Source organism: Serratia sp. PL7 (genome assembly GCF_945957435.1).
The window spans coordinates 26342-42716 of sequence record NZ_CAMFLB010000017.1 but is presented as its reverse complement, the minus strand read 5'-3'; the positions used below and the strand labels follow the sequence as shown (position 1 = coordinate 42716).

Genomic DNA, 16375 nt, shown 5'->3' with positions numbered 1-16375 from the left:
TCTCTCCCTGTTATGGTGTTCTCTTTTTTCTGCCGGTTATTTTAATGCCATATCGGTGTTTATCTGGAGCGTTCAGATCTACTCCATTTTATCGATAAGCAAGAATGGTCCGGAGTTTGAAGAGTGAACATCAGCGTAACAGGCGGAAGGAACTTAGCAAATGCACTAATGATTAAATTTTAGTCAATACGTGTGAGGGTGTGACTGAATAAGTATTCTTATCTGAGAATAAAAAGGGGGGGCTGGTGGCAGGGCGGAGCCACCAGTCAACATCGGTCGGGCTCAGCCGTTATCGATGACGTCGGCAGCAAGGAATTCAAAAGGAGGGCTGGTTTTAAACTCAGCGGAAACCTCACCGGTAAAATCTGCCATCTCATCTTTACCCAGCGCCAGCTTTTTAACCGGAGCGCCAGCAGCAAAGTCGACCCGTTTAAGGTCTACCCAAAATGTACTGCTGCCCAGTGCTGATTCAAAGTAGTACAGCTTGTTCTTTTGATCGGCCAGGGTGCGCCAACGAGTGGAAGAAATATTGGGTTCTTCAGGGGTCGTGATGCCAAAGGGCACAGAAACATTGCGCATAACGCTCAGTACGCTAGAGGCTGCCAGCCTGGCCTGATGATATTTCGGGATAGCGTTGATATAAAACTGTGCGCGTACAAAACGGTCGGCAGCACGGTTTGTGCCAGGCAGCATGACGTTACCCCCAATCCCTTGCCAGTACTTGGTGATGGCCAACTGTTGATCGAAGGTAGGGGAATTGGTCAGGACCTGATAGTCACGGCTATGGTGAATCACTAATTTGCCGTTAATATATTCAAAAATAGCGCTGTCTCCACTGGCATCGGACAACGACAAATGAAGGGAGGCCAAACGTTCCTGGCCAGGCACGCCGCCGGTCACTACGATAAAGGGGGACTTTTCCAGTGAGTTAACGGCTTCTTGCACCGTGGCGAAATTATCCAATGCATACTGTGCCCATGCTGCCAATGATAAGGTTGGCTGCTGGCCATCAAATGCCGGGTATTGGGATTCAACCAACCACAGCATATTGGCTACCAGACCTTTTTCATTCATGCCATCGGTGGTTGCAACACCATAGGCGGAAGTCACAACGCTGCCGTATTTAGACGTCCATTTGATCGAGTTGCTGCCTGCGTTACCACTGCGCTCCATTCCTTGAGGAAAAATCCACAGGTCAGAGTGCAGCTGTTCTCTCCAGTCCATAGTTCGGCCGGTGATCACCAGGTTATCTTCGCCGTGGTAGACCGCGCGAGTACAGGCCATTGCCAACTGTGGTGAAAACAGAATGCCGCATATAGACAGTAAAAGGGGGGCTATCAAAAGCGTTATATTCCAATTCAATGTTATCTCTCCTTGCTACTTTTTGTACAGTGTAGGCACTACTGACCCGTGGGGCAAAAACGAGAGCGCCAAACGGGATTTTCGTTTCGTCATTATTTATGTTTGACGATAGAATCAATCAATTACCTCTTCCCTCGCCCTGAAACCGGCCAGCAGGCTGCAGCTTGCAGGGGCAAGGAGATAAAATGCATGATTAATCTATGGAAAAAATCACTCTATGAAGGTGTTGTACCAGGACGAACATCTGATCGCCGTTAACAAACCCTCAGGTTGGCTGGTGCATCGTAGCTGGCTGGATCGTCACGAGACAAAGTTTGTGATGCAAACCGTGCGCGATCAGATTGGCCAGCACGTATTTACCGTACACCGTCTGGATCGTCCTACTTCCGGCGTATTGCTGATGGCGTTGTCCAGTGATGTAGCTCGATTATTGTCGCAACAGTTTGAACTGCATCAGGTACAGAAAACCTATCACGCGGTGGTGCGGGGCTATGTTTTAGAGGGCGGCACCGTTGACTATGCGCTGACTGAAGAGCTGGATAAGTTGGCGGATAAACATGCCAATCCGGACAAAGGTCCAAAACCGGCGGTAAGTCATTATCAGCCCTTGGCAACGGTAGAGATGCCAGTGGCGATTGGCCGCTATGACACCTCGCGCTATAGCCTGGTTGAGCTGAAACCAGAGACCGGGCGTAAGCATCAGCTGCGCCGTCATATGGTGCACCTGCGCCATCCGATTATTGGTGATACCGCTCACGGCGATCTGCGGCAAAACCGTGGTATGGCCGAACACTTTGGTTGTTCGCGCCTGATGTTGCACGCCAGCCATCTTCAACTTAGTCATCCGGTGAGTGGCCAGCCGTTGCATATTTCCGCGCCCTGGGAAGCAGATTGGCAAGGTGTCATGTCACAATTTGGCTGGCATAACGTGCTGCCAGAACTTGAGTTTCCGCAGGCTAACGGTCAGGATAGCTAATCATTTTTTAACGGTCATAAGGGAGCAGCAACGATGGCTCAGGTCGGCATTTTCGTCGGAACGGTCTACGGTAACTCTTTGTTAGTAGCGGAAGAGGCAGAAAATATCCTGCAACAACAGGGCCATGAGGTCAAAGTGTTTGAAGAAGGGACGCTGGCAGAGTGGCAGTTTTACCGCCAGCATTATGCGCTGGTCGTGACTTCCACCACCGGGCAAGGGGACTTGCCTGACAGTATTGCGCCGCTGTTCCAGGCTATTCGCGACCAGGTGGGCTATCAGCCGGAGCTGCGTTATGGCTTGATTGCTCTGGGCGATAGCAGCTATGACAACTTCTGCGGTGCCGGGCGTACCTTTGATGCCTTGCTGCAAGAGCAGGGGGCAACGCGCGTAGGTGAAGTGCTGGAGATCGATGCGATCGAGCAACCCGAACCGGAAGTGGTTTCCTGCCCGTGGGTAGAGCAGTGGGGCACTTTGTTGAAATAGCCTCTCGATGCCTGGTTACGAGCGGCCAGGCACGACTTTATTTCTGCTATCTCCAGTGGTGAAGATAAAGCAAAAAAAAACCTAATCCCTTAAGCACTCAAGGCCGCAGCCATCAAGCGTTAAAGAATTAGGTTTTGCCTGCCGAAGCAGTAACAACCCTATCGATTACCGATTTACCCTATCACACAGAAAACCGGCAAAATGTGAACCCGCTGGCACACAGGCGATCAAATTATCGCCAAGGGTTGCGGTTATTTACCGCGCGTCAGTTTTTCCAGATCGGATTCGATCTCGGCAATTTTGTTGGTGACCACGTTTTGCAGATGCTGCAGGTCATCGAGGATCTTGCGTTTCAGATCCACTTCTACCTGATCGCGCTGGCAGAGTTGATCCAGTTCATCGATCACGTAGCGCAGGTTCGGGTTGATCTCATGGATCTCTTTGTAACCCTGGCCGGCATTGTCTGCCACCACGGTTTTGCGCTGGCGCGGATACTTGAACTTCACGCTCTTGGCAAAGAACTCGCCCTTATCTTTGCGGAAGTAAATCTTGAGGATGTCGTTATTGGCCTCCTGACGCAGGCTATAGCGATCGATATCTTCCGGTTGATTGATACCCAAGCTTTTCAGGTTGTCATACATAATAGCGCCACCTTTTAATCAACTATATTCCCCTGAACGCGCAATATGCAGTTTTGTAAGCTGCAAATCGAAACACATCAGGAATATTCCACTGCCAGAGAGTATGGCGAAAACGCCCGTCACAGACTGTGACGGCCCGCGTATTGAAGGCAAAAAAATGGCGGGTGATACACCCGCCGTTCAAGCTTAGTCGATAGTGCGCAATAACTCATTAATCCCGACTTTACCACGGGTCTTGGCGTCCACTTTCTTGACGATCACTGCGCAATACAGGCTGTAGGAACCATCTTTGGAAGGCAGGTTGCCGGACACGACCACGGAGCCTGCAGGTACGCGGCCATAGTGCACTTCACCGGTTTCACGATCGTAGATACGGGTGCTTTGGCCCAGATAAACGCCCATGGAGATCACTGAACCTTCTTCTACGATCACACCTTCAACCACTTCTGAACGCGCGCCGATGAAGCAGTTGTCTTCGATGATAGTTGGGTTGGCCTGTAATGGCTCCAGCACGCCACCGATGCCGACGCCGCCGGACAGGTGAACGTTTTTGCCGATCTGCGCACAAGAACCTACTGTGGCCCAGGTGTCTACCATGGTGCCTTCGTCGACGTAGGCACCGATGTTGACGTAAGAAGGCATCAGCACGGTGTTACGAGCGATAAATGCCCCCTGACGTACGGTAGCCGGTGGCACCACGCGGAAGCCTTCCTTCTGGAAGCGTGCTTCATCGTAGTCAGCGAATTTCATCGGCACTTTGTCGTAATAGCGGGTTTCTGCACCGTCCATTACCTTGTTGTCGTTGATACGGAAAGACAGCAGGACGGCTTTTTTCAGCCACTGATGGGTAACCCATTGCCCCTCGATCTTCTCGGCAACGCGCAGGGTGCCGCTGTCCAGCAGGGCGATCACCTGGTTTACCGCTTCACGCGTTACGGTGTCTACGTTGGCCGGGGTAATATCCGCGCGGCGTTCGAAGGCGCTTTCAATAACGTTCTGTAATTGCTGCATGCTGTTCTCTGTCCTGATTTTATTTACGAAAGGTTACTTTTATCACATTTTATCGGTTGGATTGAGTGCCTCTGTCAACCGTTGTTCTAATTTTCTGCGTGTTTGCGGATCCAGCGCCCGGCGATCGGCATCGGCCAAAATAAACAAATCTTCGACCCGTTCGCCGATGGTGGAGATACGTGCGCCGTGCAGCGACAGGCCCAGATCGGCGAAAACTTCACCCACACGTGCCAGCAGGCCGGGCTGATCGAGGGCGATCAGTTCCAGATAACTGCGGCGATCGGTGTGGGTGGGCAGGAAGCTGACCTCGGTCGGTACGCTGAAATGGCGTAGCTTGGACGACGGACGCCGAGCGCGGGGCGGTTGGTAATCTCGTTGGGTGATGGCTTGCTCCAGCGCATGGCGGATCGCGGCATGACGATCCTGGGCCAACGGGCTGCCATCCGGCTCCAGCACGATAAAGGTGTCCATGGCCATGCCGTCGCGGTTGGTGAAGATCTGGGCATCATGTACGCTGAGATTGCGCCGATCCAGCTCACCGGCAACGGCGGCGAACAGGTAAGGGCGATCCGGGCTCCAGATAAAGATCTCGGTGCCGCCGCGCGTGGCCTGGTGGCTGACCAGCACCAATGGCTTGGTTGAGTCATGGGCCAGCAGGTGACGGGCGTGCCAGGCGAGCTGATTCGGCGAATGGCGCAGGAAATAGTCGGCGCGGCAACGGCTCCAGATATGGTGCAGCGCCTCTTCATCGATATTGTCCATGCGCAACAGTGCCAGCGCCTGTAAACGATGGTGGCGCACCCGCTCGCGCAGATCCGGGCTGTTCTGCATACCACGGCGCAGTTGCTTCTCGGTGGCGAAATACAGCTCGCGCAACAGGCTCTGTTTCCAACTGTTCCACAAGGTCTCGTTGGTGGCACAGATATCGGCGACCGTCAGGCAAACCAGGTAGCGTAGCCGGGTTTCACTTTGCACTTCGCTGCTGAACTGCTGGATCACGGTCGGGTCCTGAATATCACGCCGTTGTGCGGTAACCGACATCAGCAGGTGGCAGCGTACCAGCCAGGCAACCAGCTGTGCTTCGCGTGAGTTCAAGCCATGCAATGCAGCAAACTCCAGGGCGTCTTGGGCGCCTAAAATGGAGTGATCGCCCCCGCGCCCTTTGGCGATATCGTGGAACAGCGCTGCCAGCAACAGCAATTCCGGGTGAGGCAGGCGAGGATAAAGCTCTACGCACAGCGGATGGCGTGGGCGTGTTTCCTCATCGGAGAAGCTTTCCAGCTTTTGCAGCACGCGCACGGTATGTTCATCGACGGTATAGGCATGGAACAGGTCGAACTGCATCTGGCCGACGATGCTGCCCCATTGCGGCATATAGGCCCACAGCACGCTGTGGCGATGCATTGGCACCAACGCCCGTGAGACCGCGCCAGGGTGTCGTAGAATGGCCATAAACAGCTCTCTCGCCTCGGGAATGTTGCACAGCGGCTGTTTCAGGTGGCGGCGGGCATGGCGCAACTGGCGTACGGTGGTGGAGTAGATGCCTTTGATTTCGCGGTTGCGTACCATCAGGTAGAACATGCGCATGATGGCTTCGGGCTGGCGGATAAACAGCGTTTCGTCGCGCAGATCGATCAAATCGCCACGCAATTGAAAATCATCGTTCAGCGGGCGCGGCTTCTCCGTGGCGTCCAATGCCAGGATCGCTTCATCGAACAGCTGTAGCAGCATGTGGTTCAGCTCGCCGACGCGGCGCGTCATGCGATAGAAATCCTTCATCATGTGCTCTACCGGCTCATTGCCTTCCCCCTGATAGCGCAGCAGTTGGGCCACGCTGAGCTGGCGATCGAACAGCAGGCGGTTGTCATAACGCGGTAGCGCCAGGTGCAGGGCAAAACGAATACGCCACAGGAAGCTTTGACATTCGTTCAATTCGTTGCGTTCGGCCTGGGTCAGGAAGCCAAAACCGACCATCTCATCAAGCGAGGTGGCGCCGAAATGGCGGCGGGCCACCCACATCAGCGTATGGATATCACGCAGGCCACCTGGGCTGCTCTTGATATCCGGTTCCAGGTTGTAGCTGGTGCCGTGATAGCGCTGGTGACGTTGTTGTTGCTCAACCAGTTTGGCGTCAAAGAATTTGGGCGAAGGCCAGAAGCCGTCGCTGAAAATGTGCTTCTGCAATTGCAGGAACAGGGCGACGTCGCCACAGATCATGCGGGATTCGATCAGGTTGGTGGCAACGGTCAGGTCCGCCAAGCCTTCCAGCAGGCACTCTTCCAGCGTGCGCACGCTGTGGCCGACTTCCAGCTTGAGATCCCACAGCAGGGTAATGAATTCACCGACGCGAGCGGCCTGTTCATCGTTCAGGCGAGTCTGGCTGAGCACCAGCACGTCGATATCAGACAGCGGGTGCAGTTCACCACGGCCATAGCCGCCGACGGCCAGCAGCGCCGTTTCGGGGATAGTGTCAAAGCCGTAAAACAGCCACAGCCGCCGCAATAGCCGATCGATAAACTTGCTGCGCGCCGCCACCAGGCTTTCGGCACTGGCTCCGGCATTGAAGGCTACTGCCAGCCACTGCTGAAACTGCTCAAGCCGCTGTTTGAGGGCCAGGCAATTGATCTCTTCATCGCCATAGGTGCTGGGAGCATCCGGCTTTTTGGGAACGGCCGGGGTCTCTAGCTCACGATAATTTTCAGACATGTTTCGCCGCCCATAAAAAAAGCCGGCATAGGCCGGCTTGTCACAAGAACCCTGTGGTTCTTACATTTCGTGAGTAATGATGTTGGGGATGGTGTCATCCTTGCGCAACGTCATTATCTCGCAGCCGTTATCAGTCACCACAATAGTATGCTCATACTGTGCCGACAAGCTGCGATCTTTGGTTTTCACCGTCCAGCCGTCTTTCATGGTACGGATGCGGTAATCACCGGCATTGACCATGGGTTCAATGGTGAAGGCCATACCGGCCTGCAGCACCACGCCGCCGTCATCGGCATCGTAATGCAGTACCTGAGGCTCTTCGTGGAAACCTTCGCCGATACCGTGGCCGCAATATTCGCGCACTACGGAGAACTTCTCTGCTTCAACAAACTGCTGGATGGCTTTACCCAGAGTGCGCAGGCGGATACCCGGTTTGACCATCTTCAAGGCCAGATACAGGCTTTCCTGGGTGATGCGGCACAGGCGCTCGCCCAGAATGGTCGGTTTACCGACGATGAACATCTTGGAGGTATCGCCGTGGAAGCCGTCTTTGATCACGGTCACGTCGATATTGACGATATCCCCGTCTTTCAGCACCTTGTCGTCACTTGGGATGCCGTGGCACACCACTTCATTCACCGAGATACAGACCGATTTTGGGAAGCCATGGTAGCCCAGGCAGGCCGAGATTGCCTGTTGTGTATTGGTGATATGCTCGTGGCAGATCCTGTCCAGCTCGCCGGTGGTGACGCCGGGTTTAACGTGGGGCTCGATGATTTCCAGCACTTCTGCGGCCAGGCGGCCCGCAACGCGCATCTTTTGAATGTCATCAGGTGTTTTAATTGAAATTGCCATGAAAGTTAGTCCGCAGGTGTCGTTATGGTCGACAAGGTAGAAAGATAAGGCATTGAGTTATGGTATCAGCCCGGCTTGAGGCTGCCAAATTTCATTTGTGAAGGGCCAGGCCAACTGCAACAAAAGTTGGTGTCTGGGGCGGGTTTATGGTATAAAGCGCGCCGGCAGATCCGCATTCGGCCTTGAGTGCCAGTGAGGAAATGACCGAAAGTAGTTCAACTGCACTCACATTGTGTAAATAACACACACGTATCGACACATCCGCCGGGGTGCCTTGAGATGACTCACGTCATTGTCCGGGTCGGCGTTATGGGATACGTGGAGGCATAACCCCAATCAACTCTAATAGAGGTTTTAATCATGGCAACTGTTTCCATGCGCGACATGCTCCAGGCTGGTGTACACTTTGGTCACCAGACCCGTTACTGGAACCCGAAAATGAAGCCTTTCATCTTCGGCGCACGTAACAAGGTTCACATCATCAACCTGGAAAAAACCGTACCAATGGCCAACCTGGCTTTGGCTGAACTGACCAAGATCTCTTCCCGTAAAGGTAAGATCCTGTTCGTTGGTACCAAGCGCGCAGCAAGCGAAGCGGTAAAAGAATATGCTAACGGCTGCGATCAGTTCTTCGTGAACCATCGCTGGTTGGGCGGCATGCTGACTAACTGGAAAACCGTTCGTCAGTCAATCAAACGTTTGAAAGATCTGGAAATCCAGTCCCAAGACGGCACCTTCGACAAGCTGACCAAGAAAGAAGCGCTGATGCGCACTCGTGAACTGGCCAAGCTGGAAAACTCCCTGGGTGGTATCAAGGACATGGGTGGTCTGCCAGACGCTCTGTTTGTTATCGATGCCGATCACGAACACATCGCGATCAAAGAAGCCAACAACCTGGGTATCCCGGTATTCTCTATCGTTGATACCAACTCCGATCCAGACGGCGTTGACTTCATCATCCCTGGTAACGACGACGCAATCCGTGCAATCAAATTGTACCTGACCGCCGTTTCTGCCGCCATCCGTGAAGGTCGTTCTCAAGATCTGGCCGTTCAGGCGGAAGAAAGCTTCGTAGAAGCTGAATAATAAGGTCAAGCCCTTATTAACCAGGTATTGAATATGTTGGTTAGGGGGGCCTTTAAGGGCCCCCTTTGCTTATCTGAATGAGAACTATCTCCGAGCGAGATAACCGAGGAAAAAGAAATGGCTGATATTACCGCTGCCCTGGTAAAAGAACTGCGTGAGCGTACCAGCGCAGGTATGATGGATTGCAAAAAAGCGCTGATCGAATCTAACGGCGACATCGAGCTGGCAATCGAAAACATGCGTAAATCTGGCGCGATCAAAGCGGCGAAAAAAGCAGGCAACGTAGCTGCTGACGGCGTGATCAAAACCAAGATCGAAGGCAACTTCGGCATGATCGTGGAAGTTAACTGCCAGACCGACTTCGTTGCTAAAGACGGCGGTTTCCAGGCTTTCGCTGACAAAGTGTTGGATGCGGCTTTTGCTGGCAAAATCACTGACGTTGATGTGCTGAAAGCGCAGTTCGAAGAAGAGCGCGTTGCGCTGGTGGCAAAAATCGGTGAGAACATCAACATTCGCCGCATTGCTGCCCTGGAAGGCGACGTGTTGGGTAGCTACCTGCACGGTGCTCGCATCGGTGTTCTGGTTGCCGCTACCAAAGGCGCGGATGAAGAGCTGGTTAAGCAGCTGGCAATGCACGTTGCCGCTAGCAAGCCTGAATTCGTCAAGCCTGAAGATGTGTCTGCTGAAGTGGTAGAGAAAGAGTACCAGGTTCAGTTGGACATCGCCATGCAGTCTGGCAAGCCGAAAGAAATCGCAGAGAAGATGGTTGAAGGCCGCATGAAGAAATTCACCGGCGAAGTCTCTCTGACCGGTCAGCCTTTCGTGATCGAACCAAGCAAGAGCGTTGCTCAGGTGCTGAAAGAGCACAACACTGACGTGACCAATTTCATCCGCTTTGAAGTGGGTGAAGGCATTGAGAAAGTTGAAGCTGACTTTGCTGCTGAAGTTGCAGCAATGAGCAAACAGTCTTAATGCTGTTAATGGAGCCGCCGCGAGGCGGCTCCATTTTATCCAGCCAGAGAAATGCCGATGGTGGGCCCCGCGTGCCCAGGCTAATCGGTTGAAAACCCCAATACTATAACTACTGCTTCTTAGGACAGAACACCATGGCAACCAATGCAAAACCCGTTTATCAGCGTATCCTGCTCAAACTGAGTGGTGAAGCCCTGCAAGGTGCAGAAGGCTTTGGGATCGACGCTAGCGTTTTGGATCGCATGGCTCAGGAAGTAAAAGAGCTGGTCGAGCTGGGCATCCAGGTCGGTGTAGTTATTGGCGGTGGCAATCTTTTCCGTGGTGCAGGTCTGGCACAAGCCGGCATGAACCGCGTAGTGGGCGACCACATGGGAATGCTGGCTACCGTGATGAACGGCCTGGCTATGCGTGATGCACTGCACCGTGCCTATGTGAACGCCCGCCTGATGTCTGCCATTCCGTTGAATGGCGTATGTGACAACTACAGCTGGGCAGAGGCGATCAGCCTGCTGCGTAACAACCGCGTGGTCATTTTCTCCGCCGGTACGGGTAACCCGTTCTTTACCACGGATTCTGCGGCCTGCCTGCGCGGCATCGAAATTGAAGCCGATGTGGTATTGAAAGCGACTAAAGTGGATGGTGTATACTCCGCTGACCCGGTGAAAAACCCGGACGCAACGCTGTACGAACAGATCACCTACCAGGACGTGTTGGAGCGTGAGTTAAAAGTGATGGATCTGGCGGCGTTTACGCTGGCTCGCGACCATGGCTTGCCGATCCGCGTATTCAACATGAACAAGCCGGGCGCACTGCGTCGCGTGGTGATGGGTGAGAACGAAGGTACTCTGATCACCAAATAACGGCTGTTTGGCCAAATTTCCCAGGAGCGGGTAACGCCAGGCGTTGTGTGCTTCTGATAAGTAAAATTCACGGGCTATACTTTTCAGTACAGCCTGCCAAGTAACCAGCTTCCAAGGGTTCGCAACGTGATTAATGAAATCAGAAAAGATGCTGATTCACGCATGGAAAAAAGCGTCGAAGCATTCAAAAACCAAATCAGCAAGATCCGTACTGGCCGTGCTTCTCCAAGCATCCTGGACGGCATCATGGTGGAATACTACGGTGCAGCAACGCCGCTGCGCCAACTGGCCAACGTCACGGTAGAAGATTCCCGTACGCTGGCGATCAACCTGTTTGACCGTTCTCTGGGGTCGGCGGTAGAAAAAGCCATTATGTCTTCCGATCTGGGCCTTAACCCAAGCTCGGCTGGCACCGTGATCCGCGTTCCGCTTCCTCCGCTGACGGAAGAGCGCCGTAAGGATCTGATCAAGGTCGTACGTGGCGAAGCCGAGCAGGGCCGTGTGGCCGTGCGTAACGTGCGCCGCGATGCCAACGATAAAGTGAAGGCGCTGCTGAAAGACAAAGAAATCAGCGAAGATGAAGATCGCCGTTCACAAGACGACATCCAGAAAATGACCGATGCCTACATCAAACTGCTTGATGCGGCATTGGCCGATAAAGAAAAAGAACTGATGGATTTCTAATCTCCATCGCCTTGAAATAGAGCGTCGCCTTGGCGGCGCTTTATTTTTTGTGGTGCAGATCTCGTTTTATCGTACGCACAGAGCGTAAACCAGCCGTGATGCAAGTTACACTGTGGTGTACCTCCGATCTCATCACGCAGTAGATTCAGAGCGATCTCATGAAGCAACTGACAATTCTGGGTTCCACCGGTTCTGTGGGCACCAGCACCCTGGCCGTGGTCAGGGAAAATCCCGACCTTTTCGCAATCAAGGCACTGGTAGCTGGCCGTAATGTGGCGGTCATGGCGCAGCAGTGCATAGAGTTCCGCCCGAGCTATGCGGCAATGGCCGATGAGCAGTCCGCCAATGAGTTACGCGCCGTGCTGGCAGAAAACGGTGTGAAAACCGAAGTGCTGGCAGGTGAAAAAGCAGCCTGCGAGCTAGCCGCATTAGACGACGTCGACCAGGTGACGGCAGCCATTGTCGGGGCCGCTGGGCTGTTGCCCACCCTGGCCGCGATCCGTGCCGGTAAGCAGGTGCTGCTGGCGAACAAAGAGTCGCTGGTCACCTGTGGCCGCCTGTTTATGGACGCAGTGCAAAAGAGCCAGGCCCAGCTGCTGCCGCTGGACAGCGAGCACAACGCTATCTTCCAGAGCCTGCCAGAAAGCATTCAACGCCAACTGGGTTATAGCTCGCTGGAAGCCCACGGCGTTTCGCGCATCGTGCTGACCGGTTCCGGTGGCCCGTTCCGTACTACGCCGATGGAACAGTTCGCCACCATGACGCCGGATCAGGCCTGTGCGCATCCCAACTGGTCGATGGGGCGCAAAATCTCGGTAGATTCCGCCACCATGATGAACAAGGGGCTGGAGTATATCGAAGCTCGCTGGTTGTTCAACGCCTCGGCAGAGCAGATGGAAGTGATCCTCCACCCGCAGTCGGTGATCCACTCCATGGTGCGCTATGCCGATGGTAGCGTGCTGGCCCAACTGGGTACGCCGGATATGCGCACGCCTATCGCTCATGCCATGGCTTATCCGCAGAGGGTCCACTCCGGGGTGGCAGCGCTCGATTTCTGCCGTATCGGGGCGCTGACCTTCTCTGAGCCGGAACCTGAGCGCTATCCTTGCCTGTATTTGGCAATCGAAGCCTTCGATGCAGGCCAGGCGGCGACCACCGCCCTCAACGCGGCCAATGAGATTGCCGTAGCGGCATTTTTGCAGCAACAAATTCGTTTCACTGATATTTCAGTCGTGAACCAAAAGGTTGTTGAATGTATGGCGCTGCCGGAACCCACCAGCATTGAGATGGTGCTGGAGATCGATCGTCAGGCGCGTGAGGTGGCTGGCGGTTTGGTTCGTAACCTGCGAGTTTAATCACTTGAGCGGGTTATACCGCGGGTAAATTCGGCTCTGCTACATTGTCTGAATTTGCTGGTAAACTCGCCAGGCCGCCGTGTGGCCGTTTGTTCAGGCTTCACGGAGGTGTTATAGTCTGCGCCATAATCACCGGTTATACCGTTGAATAATGGCCGGATTGGCAGACCTTTTTACCTGACAAGCGCGGCCAATAGGGCAGTGCCAAGCCAGAAGACGGGGAAAATTTACGCCAATCTTTGCCGGGCGCTCCTTGGGGCACCAGGCAGGCAGACTGAAAAGCTGTGTCAGGCACACGGCTTTTTTTGCGCGTAAGGTCCGATATTCCGGCAAGGCCAGGGCGTTTCTACCGAGGAAATAAGTACGAGTTATGTCGTCCGCAAACCAACAAGAAGCTAATCTTTCTGCTCATGGGCCACGTCATGTCGCGATCATTATGGACGGCAATGGGCGTTGGGCTAAACGCCAGGGCAAGTTACGTATCTTCGGTCATAAAGCAGGGGTGAAATCGGTACGCCGTGCGGTCAGTTTTGCCGCCAGTCACCATTTAGATGCACTCACGCTTTATGCCTTCAGCAGCGAAAACTGGAACCGCCCGGCGCAGGAAGTCTCCGCGCTGATGGAGCTTTTTGTCCGCGCACTGGACAGCGAAGTAAAAAGCCTGCATAAACATAATGTCAGGTTGCGTGTGATCGGCGATGTCAGCCGGTTCAGCGCACGTTTGCAAGAGCGTATCCGCCGCTCGGAGCAACTGACAGAAAATAACGATGGCCTGACGCTTAACGTTGCCGCCAATTACGGTGGCCGTTGGGATATTATTCAGGGAGTGAAGGATCTGGCCGAGCAAGTACAGCAAGGTACGCTGTGCGTAGATCAGATCAGCGAAGAGTTACTGGGCGAGCGCGTCTGCATGAGCGATCTGTCTCCGGTGGATCTGGTGATCCGTACCGGCGGCGAACATCGCATCAGTAACTTTTTGTTGTGGCAAATTGCTTACGCCGAGCTTTACTTTACTGATGTACTCTGGCCAGATTTTGATGAACTTGTCTTTGAAGGTGCGCTGAATGCATTTGCACAACGCGAGCGTCGCTTCGGAGGAACAACACCTATCGATGCCAATGCGTCCTAGGGGGAACTTTTGCTGAAGTCTCGCATCATAACGGCTCTGATTTTAATTCCGATTGTTATCGCAGCGCTGTTCTTGCTGCCGCCGATGGGCTTTGCCCTGGTAACACTCGCTGTGTGCATGTTAGCCGCCTGGGAATGGGGGCAGTTGGCTGGCTTTGCTGCCCGCCCCCAACGTATCTGGCTGGCGATATTATGCGGTTTCCTATTGACGCTGATGATGCTCAGCGTGCCTGCCTACCATCAATCTGTTCACCAATTGCAGATCGCTGGCCCGCTATGGCTGTCGCTGGGATGGTGGCTGGTGGCCCTGCTGCTGGTGCTGTTCTATCCAGGCTCGGCTGCGCTGTGGCGTAATTCGCGCACCTTACGGCTGGTCTTTGGCCTGTTGACCATCGTGCCGTTTTTCTGGGGCATGCTGGCGCTGCGTCAGTTCGGCTATGAAGAGAATCATTTTACCGGTGCATGGTGGTTGCTGTACGTTATGCTGCTGGTCTGGGGCGCAGATTCCGGTGCCTACATGTTCGGCAAGCTGTTTGGCAAACACAAGCTGGCACCGAAGGTCTCTCCGGGGAAAACCTGGGAAGGGCTGGTCGGTGGGCTGGTAACGTCTGCCGTGATTTCGTGGCTGTTTGGCCGCTATGCGCCGTTGAACGTGGTACCCATGACCCTATTGGTCTGTTCGGTGATTGCTGCTCTGGCTTCGGTGTTGGGCGATCTGACGGAAAGCATGTTTAAACGTGAAGCCGGTATCAAGGACAGTGGTCATTTGATCCCGGGGCACGGCGGCATTCTGGATCGTATTGATAGCCTGACCGCAGCGGTACCGGTATTTGCCTGCTTGATGCTGTTAGTGTTTTAATCCGTTATCGGCGGGGGGAGTAAAGGGATTCTATGGTCAGCGTACTCTGGAACTTGGTCGCGTTTATTATCGCTCTGGGTATATTGATCACCGTGCATGAGTTCGGGCACTTTTGGGTGGCTCGCCGCTGTGGCGTCCGTGTGGAGCGTTTCTCTATCGGCTTTGGCCGTGCGCTATGGCGCCGCACCGATCGCCAGGGCACCGAATATGTCGTCGCCATGATCCCCCTTGGCGGCTATGTCAAAATGCTCGATGAGCGCGTCGAAACGGTGGCTCCCGAGCTGCGTCATGAGGCGTTCAACAATAAAACCGTCTGGCAGCGCGCGGCGATTGTCAGCGCGGGTCCCATTGCCAATTTCCTGTTTGCCATTCTTGCCTATTGGATCGTCTTTATCATCGGCGTACCGAGTTACCGCCCGGTCATCGGTGAAATTACTCCGCAATCCATTGCCGCCCAGGCCGAAATTTCTCCGGGAATGGAACTTAAGTCCGTTGACGGTATCGAAACGCCTGATTGGGAATCTGTTCGCCTGGCGTTGGTGACCAAAATCGGTGATGCGCAAACCGAGGTAGAAATTGCTCCGTTTGGTTCTTCACAAAAGCTGAGCAAGACCCTGGATTTGCGCCACTGGAGCTTTGAGCCGGACAAAGAAGATCCCGTGCGTTCTCTAGGCATGATCCCGCGTGGCCCGCAGATTGAATCCGTGCTGGCAGAAGTGCAGGCCGGGTCAGCCGCGCAAAAGGCAGGTTTACAAGCGGGGGACAGGATCGTTAAAGTCGATGGTCAGCCACTTGGCCGTTGGGTTACGTTGGTTAAACGTATCCACAATGCTCCAGGGCTTCCGCTGGTTTTAGAGATAGAAAGAAACGGCGCCCCCTTGTCTTTAACGCTGATACCAGATACAAAGCCGGTGGGAAAAGACAAAGCGGTGGGGTTTGCCGGGATTGTACCTAAAGTTATCCCTCTGCCGGATGAGTACAAGACCATCCGTCAATATGGGCCGTTCTCTGCGCTGTATCAGGCGGGGGACAAAACCTGGCAGCTGATGCATCTTACGGTCAGCATGATAGGTAAATTAATTACCGGTGATGTGAAGCTGAACAACCTGAGTGGCCCGATTTCCATTGCACAGGGAGCAGGGGCATCAGCAGAGGTGGGTTTTGTGTATTATATGATGTTTCTGGCGTTGATTAGCGTCAACTTAGGGATCATCAACCTCTTCCCATTACCGGTATTAGATGGTGGGCATCTCCTCTTCCTGGCGATAGAAAAGCTGAAGGGGGGGCCAGTTTCTGAGCGAGTACAGGACTACAGCTACCGCATTGGTTCGATCTTGTTGGTACTGCTGATGGGTCTTGCACTTTTCAATGATTTTTCTCGTCTTTAGGGGCGGGGA

General features: G+C 54.0%; 15 protein-coding genes. 10 read left to right on the top strand and 5 right to left on the bottom strand.

Features of this window, described 5'->3' with window-relative positions; translation table 11 throughout:
* Positions 1–282: 282 nt before the first annotated feature.
* The gene (locus tag N6G83_RS38525; RefSeq protein ID WP_199061506.1) at positions 283–1284 is read right to left on the bottom strand and encodes a linear amide C-N hydrolase; all 1002 of its coding nucleotides are present in this window, start codon (positions 1282–1284) and stop codon (positions 283–285) included.
* 295 nt (positions 1285–1579) lie between these two features.
* Between N6G83_RS38525 and truC the strand changes: the two genes are divergently transcribed.
* On the top strand, positions 1580–2338 hold the full coding sequence (gene truC, locus N6G83_RS38520) for a tRNA pseudouridine(65) synthase TruC (protein ID WP_211134368.1): 759 nt from the start codon (positions 1580–1582) through the stop codon (positions 2336–2338).
* Between the two features lie 33 nt (positions 2339–2371).
* Positions 2372–2821, top strand: coding sequence for a flavodoxin (locus N6G83_RS38515; protein WP_024529501.1), 450 nt, complete (start codon positions 2372–2374; stop codon positions 2819–2821).
* Positions 2822–3072: 251 nt separating this feature from the next.
* Here N6G83_RS38515 and N6G83_RS38510 read toward each other — a convergent pair whose 3' ends face one another.
* The 4 genes from N6G83_RS38510 to map all read right to left on the bottom strand — a co-directional run bounded on the left by N6G83_RS38510 (position 3073) and on the right by map (position 8034).
* Positions 3073–3462, bottom strand: a complete 390-nt coding sequence (locus N6G83_RS38510; RefSeq protein WP_021179904.1) for a DUF3461 family protein — start codon at positions 3460–3462, stop codon at positions 3073–3075.
* A gap of 186 nt (positions 3463–3648) precedes the next feature.
* Positions 3649–4473 carry a 2,3,4,5-tetrahydropyridine-2,6-dicarboxylate N-succinyltransferase gene (gene dapD / locus N6G83_RS38505; protein WP_211134369.1) on the bottom strand — a complete coding sequence of 275 codons (825 nt, stop codon included), beginning with the start codon at positions 4471–4473 and terminating at the stop codon, positions 3649–3651.
* 42 nt (positions 4474–4515) lie between these two features.
* Positions 4516–7179: a bifunctional uridylyltransferase/uridylyl-removing protein GlnD gene (gene glnD, locus N6G83_RS38500; RefSeq protein ID WP_211134370.1), complete on the bottom strand. Its 2664-nt coding sequence runs from the start codon at positions 7177–7179 to the stop codon at positions 4516–4518.
* Between the two features lie 60 nt (positions 7180–7239).
* The gene (map, locus tag N6G83_RS38495) at positions 7240–8034 is read right to left on the bottom strand and encodes a type I methionyl aminopeptidase (protein ID WP_024529503.1); all 795 of its coding nucleotides are present in this window, start codon (positions 8032–8034) and stop codon (positions 7240–7242) included.
* Positions 8035–8394: 360 nt separating this feature from the next.
* Between map and rpsB the strand changes: the two genes are divergently transcribed.
* The 8 genes from rpsB to rseP all read left to right on the top strand — a co-directional run bounded on the left by rpsB (position 8395) and on the right by rseP (position 16366).
* Positions 8395–9120 carry a 30S ribosomal protein S2 gene (gene rpsB / locus N6G83_RS38490; protein ID WP_021179908.1) on the top strand — a complete coding sequence of 242 codons (726 nt, stop codon included), beginning with the start codon at positions 8395–8397 and terminating at the stop codon, positions 9118–9120.
* A gap of 117 nt (positions 9121–9237) precedes the next feature.
* A complete protein-coding gene (gene tsf / locus N6G83_RS38485; protein ID WP_021179909.1) occupies positions 9238–10092 on the top strand; it encodes a translation elongation factor Ts in 855 nt (284 codons plus the stop codon).
* A 134-nt stretch (positions 10093–10226) separates the two neighbouring features.
* Entirely contained in the window at positions 10227–10952 is a 726-nt protein-coding gene (gene pyrH, locus N6G83_RS38480; protein ID WP_021179910.1) for a UMP kinase, read from the top strand.
* Positions 10953–11078: 126 nt separating this feature from the next.
* On the top strand, positions 11079–11636 hold the full coding sequence (gene frr / locus N6G83_RS38475) for a ribosome recycling factor (RefSeq protein ID WP_024484316.1): 558 nt from the start codon (positions 11079–11081) through the stop codon (positions 11634–11636).
* A gap of 158 nt (positions 11637–11794) precedes the next feature.
* Positions 11795–12991, top strand: a complete 1197-nt coding sequence (gene ispC / locus N6G83_RS38470; protein ID WP_211134371.1) for a 1-deoxy-D-xylulose-5-phosphate reductoisomerase — start codon at positions 11795–11797, stop codon at positions 12989–12991.
* Positions 12992–13361: 370 nt separating this feature from the next.
* Complete coding sequence (ispU, locus tag N6G83_RS38465; RefSeq protein WP_024529505.1) at positions 13362–14120, top strand: (2E,6E)-farnesyl-diphosphate-specific ditrans,polycis-undecaprenyl-diphosphate synthase; 759 nt, start codon at positions 13362–13364, stop codon at positions 14118–14120.
* Between the two features lie 9 nt (positions 14121–14129).
* Complete coding sequence (cdsA, locus tag N6G83_RS38460; protein WP_024529506.1) at positions 14130–14978, top strand: phosphatidate cytidylyltransferase; 849 nt, start codon at positions 14130–14132, stop codon at positions 14976–14978.
* Between the two features lie 32 nt (positions 14979–15010).
* The gene (gene rseP / locus N6G83_RS38455) at positions 15011–16366 is read left to right on the top strand and encodes a sigma E protease regulator RseP (protein ID WP_024529507.1); all 1356 of its coding nucleotides are present in this window, start codon (positions 15011–15013) and stop codon (positions 16364–16366) included.
* The last annotated feature ends 9 nt before the right edge of the window (positions 16367–16375 follow it).

Excerpts from the sequence above, each read along its gene's own strand:
- ispC (WP_211134371.1), top strand. The coding sequence starts at position 11,795 with ATGAAGCAACTGACAATTCTGGGTTCCACCGGTTCTGTGGGCACCAGC.
- map (WP_024529503.1), bottom strand. The coding sequence starts at position 8,034 with ATGGCAATTTCAATTAAAACACCTGATGACATTCAAAAGATGCGCGTT.
- N6G83_RS38510 (WP_021179904.1), bottom strand. The coding sequence starts at position 3,462 with ATGTATGACAACCTGAAAAGCTTGGGTATCAATCAACCGGAAGATATC.
- pyrH (WP_021179910.1), top strand. The coding sequence starts at position 10,227 with ATGGCAACCAATGCAAAACCCGTTTATCAGCGTATCCTGCTCAAACTG.
- truC (WP_211134368.1), top strand. The coding sequence starts at position 1,580 with ATGAAGGTGTTGTACCAGGACGAACATCTGATCGCCGTTAACAAACCC.
- N6G83_RS38515 (WP_024529501.1), top strand. The coding sequence starts at position 2,372 with ATGGCTCAGGTCGGCATTTTCGTCGGAACGGTCTACGGTAACTCTTTG.
- ispU (WP_024529505.1), top strand. The coding sequence starts at position 13,362 with ATGTCGTCCGCAAACCAACAAGAAGCTAATCTTTCTGCTCATGGGCCA.
- tsf (WP_021179909.1), top strand. The coding sequence starts at position 9,238 with ATGGCTGATATTACCGCTGCCCTGGTAAAAGAACTGCGTGAGCGTACC.
- rpsB (WP_021179908.1), top strand. The coding sequence starts at position 8,395 with ATGGCAACTGTTTCCATGCGCGACATGCTCCAGGCTGGTGTACACTTT.
- rseP (WP_024529507.1), top strand. The coding sequence starts at position 15,011 with ATGGTCAGCGTACTCTGGAACTTGGTCGCGTTTATTATCGCTCTGGGT.
- N6G83_RS38525 (WP_199061506.1), bottom strand. The coding sequence starts at position 1,284 with ATGGCCTGTACTCGCGCGGTCTACCACGGCGAAGATAACCTGGTGATC.
- dapD (WP_211134369.1), bottom strand. The coding sequence starts at position 4,473 with ATGCAGCAATTACAGAACGTTATTGAAAGCGCCTTCGAACGCCGCGCG.
- glnD (WP_211134370.1), bottom strand. The coding sequence starts at position 7,179 with ATGTCTGAAAATTATCGTGAGCTAGAGACCCCGGCCGTTCCCAAAAAG.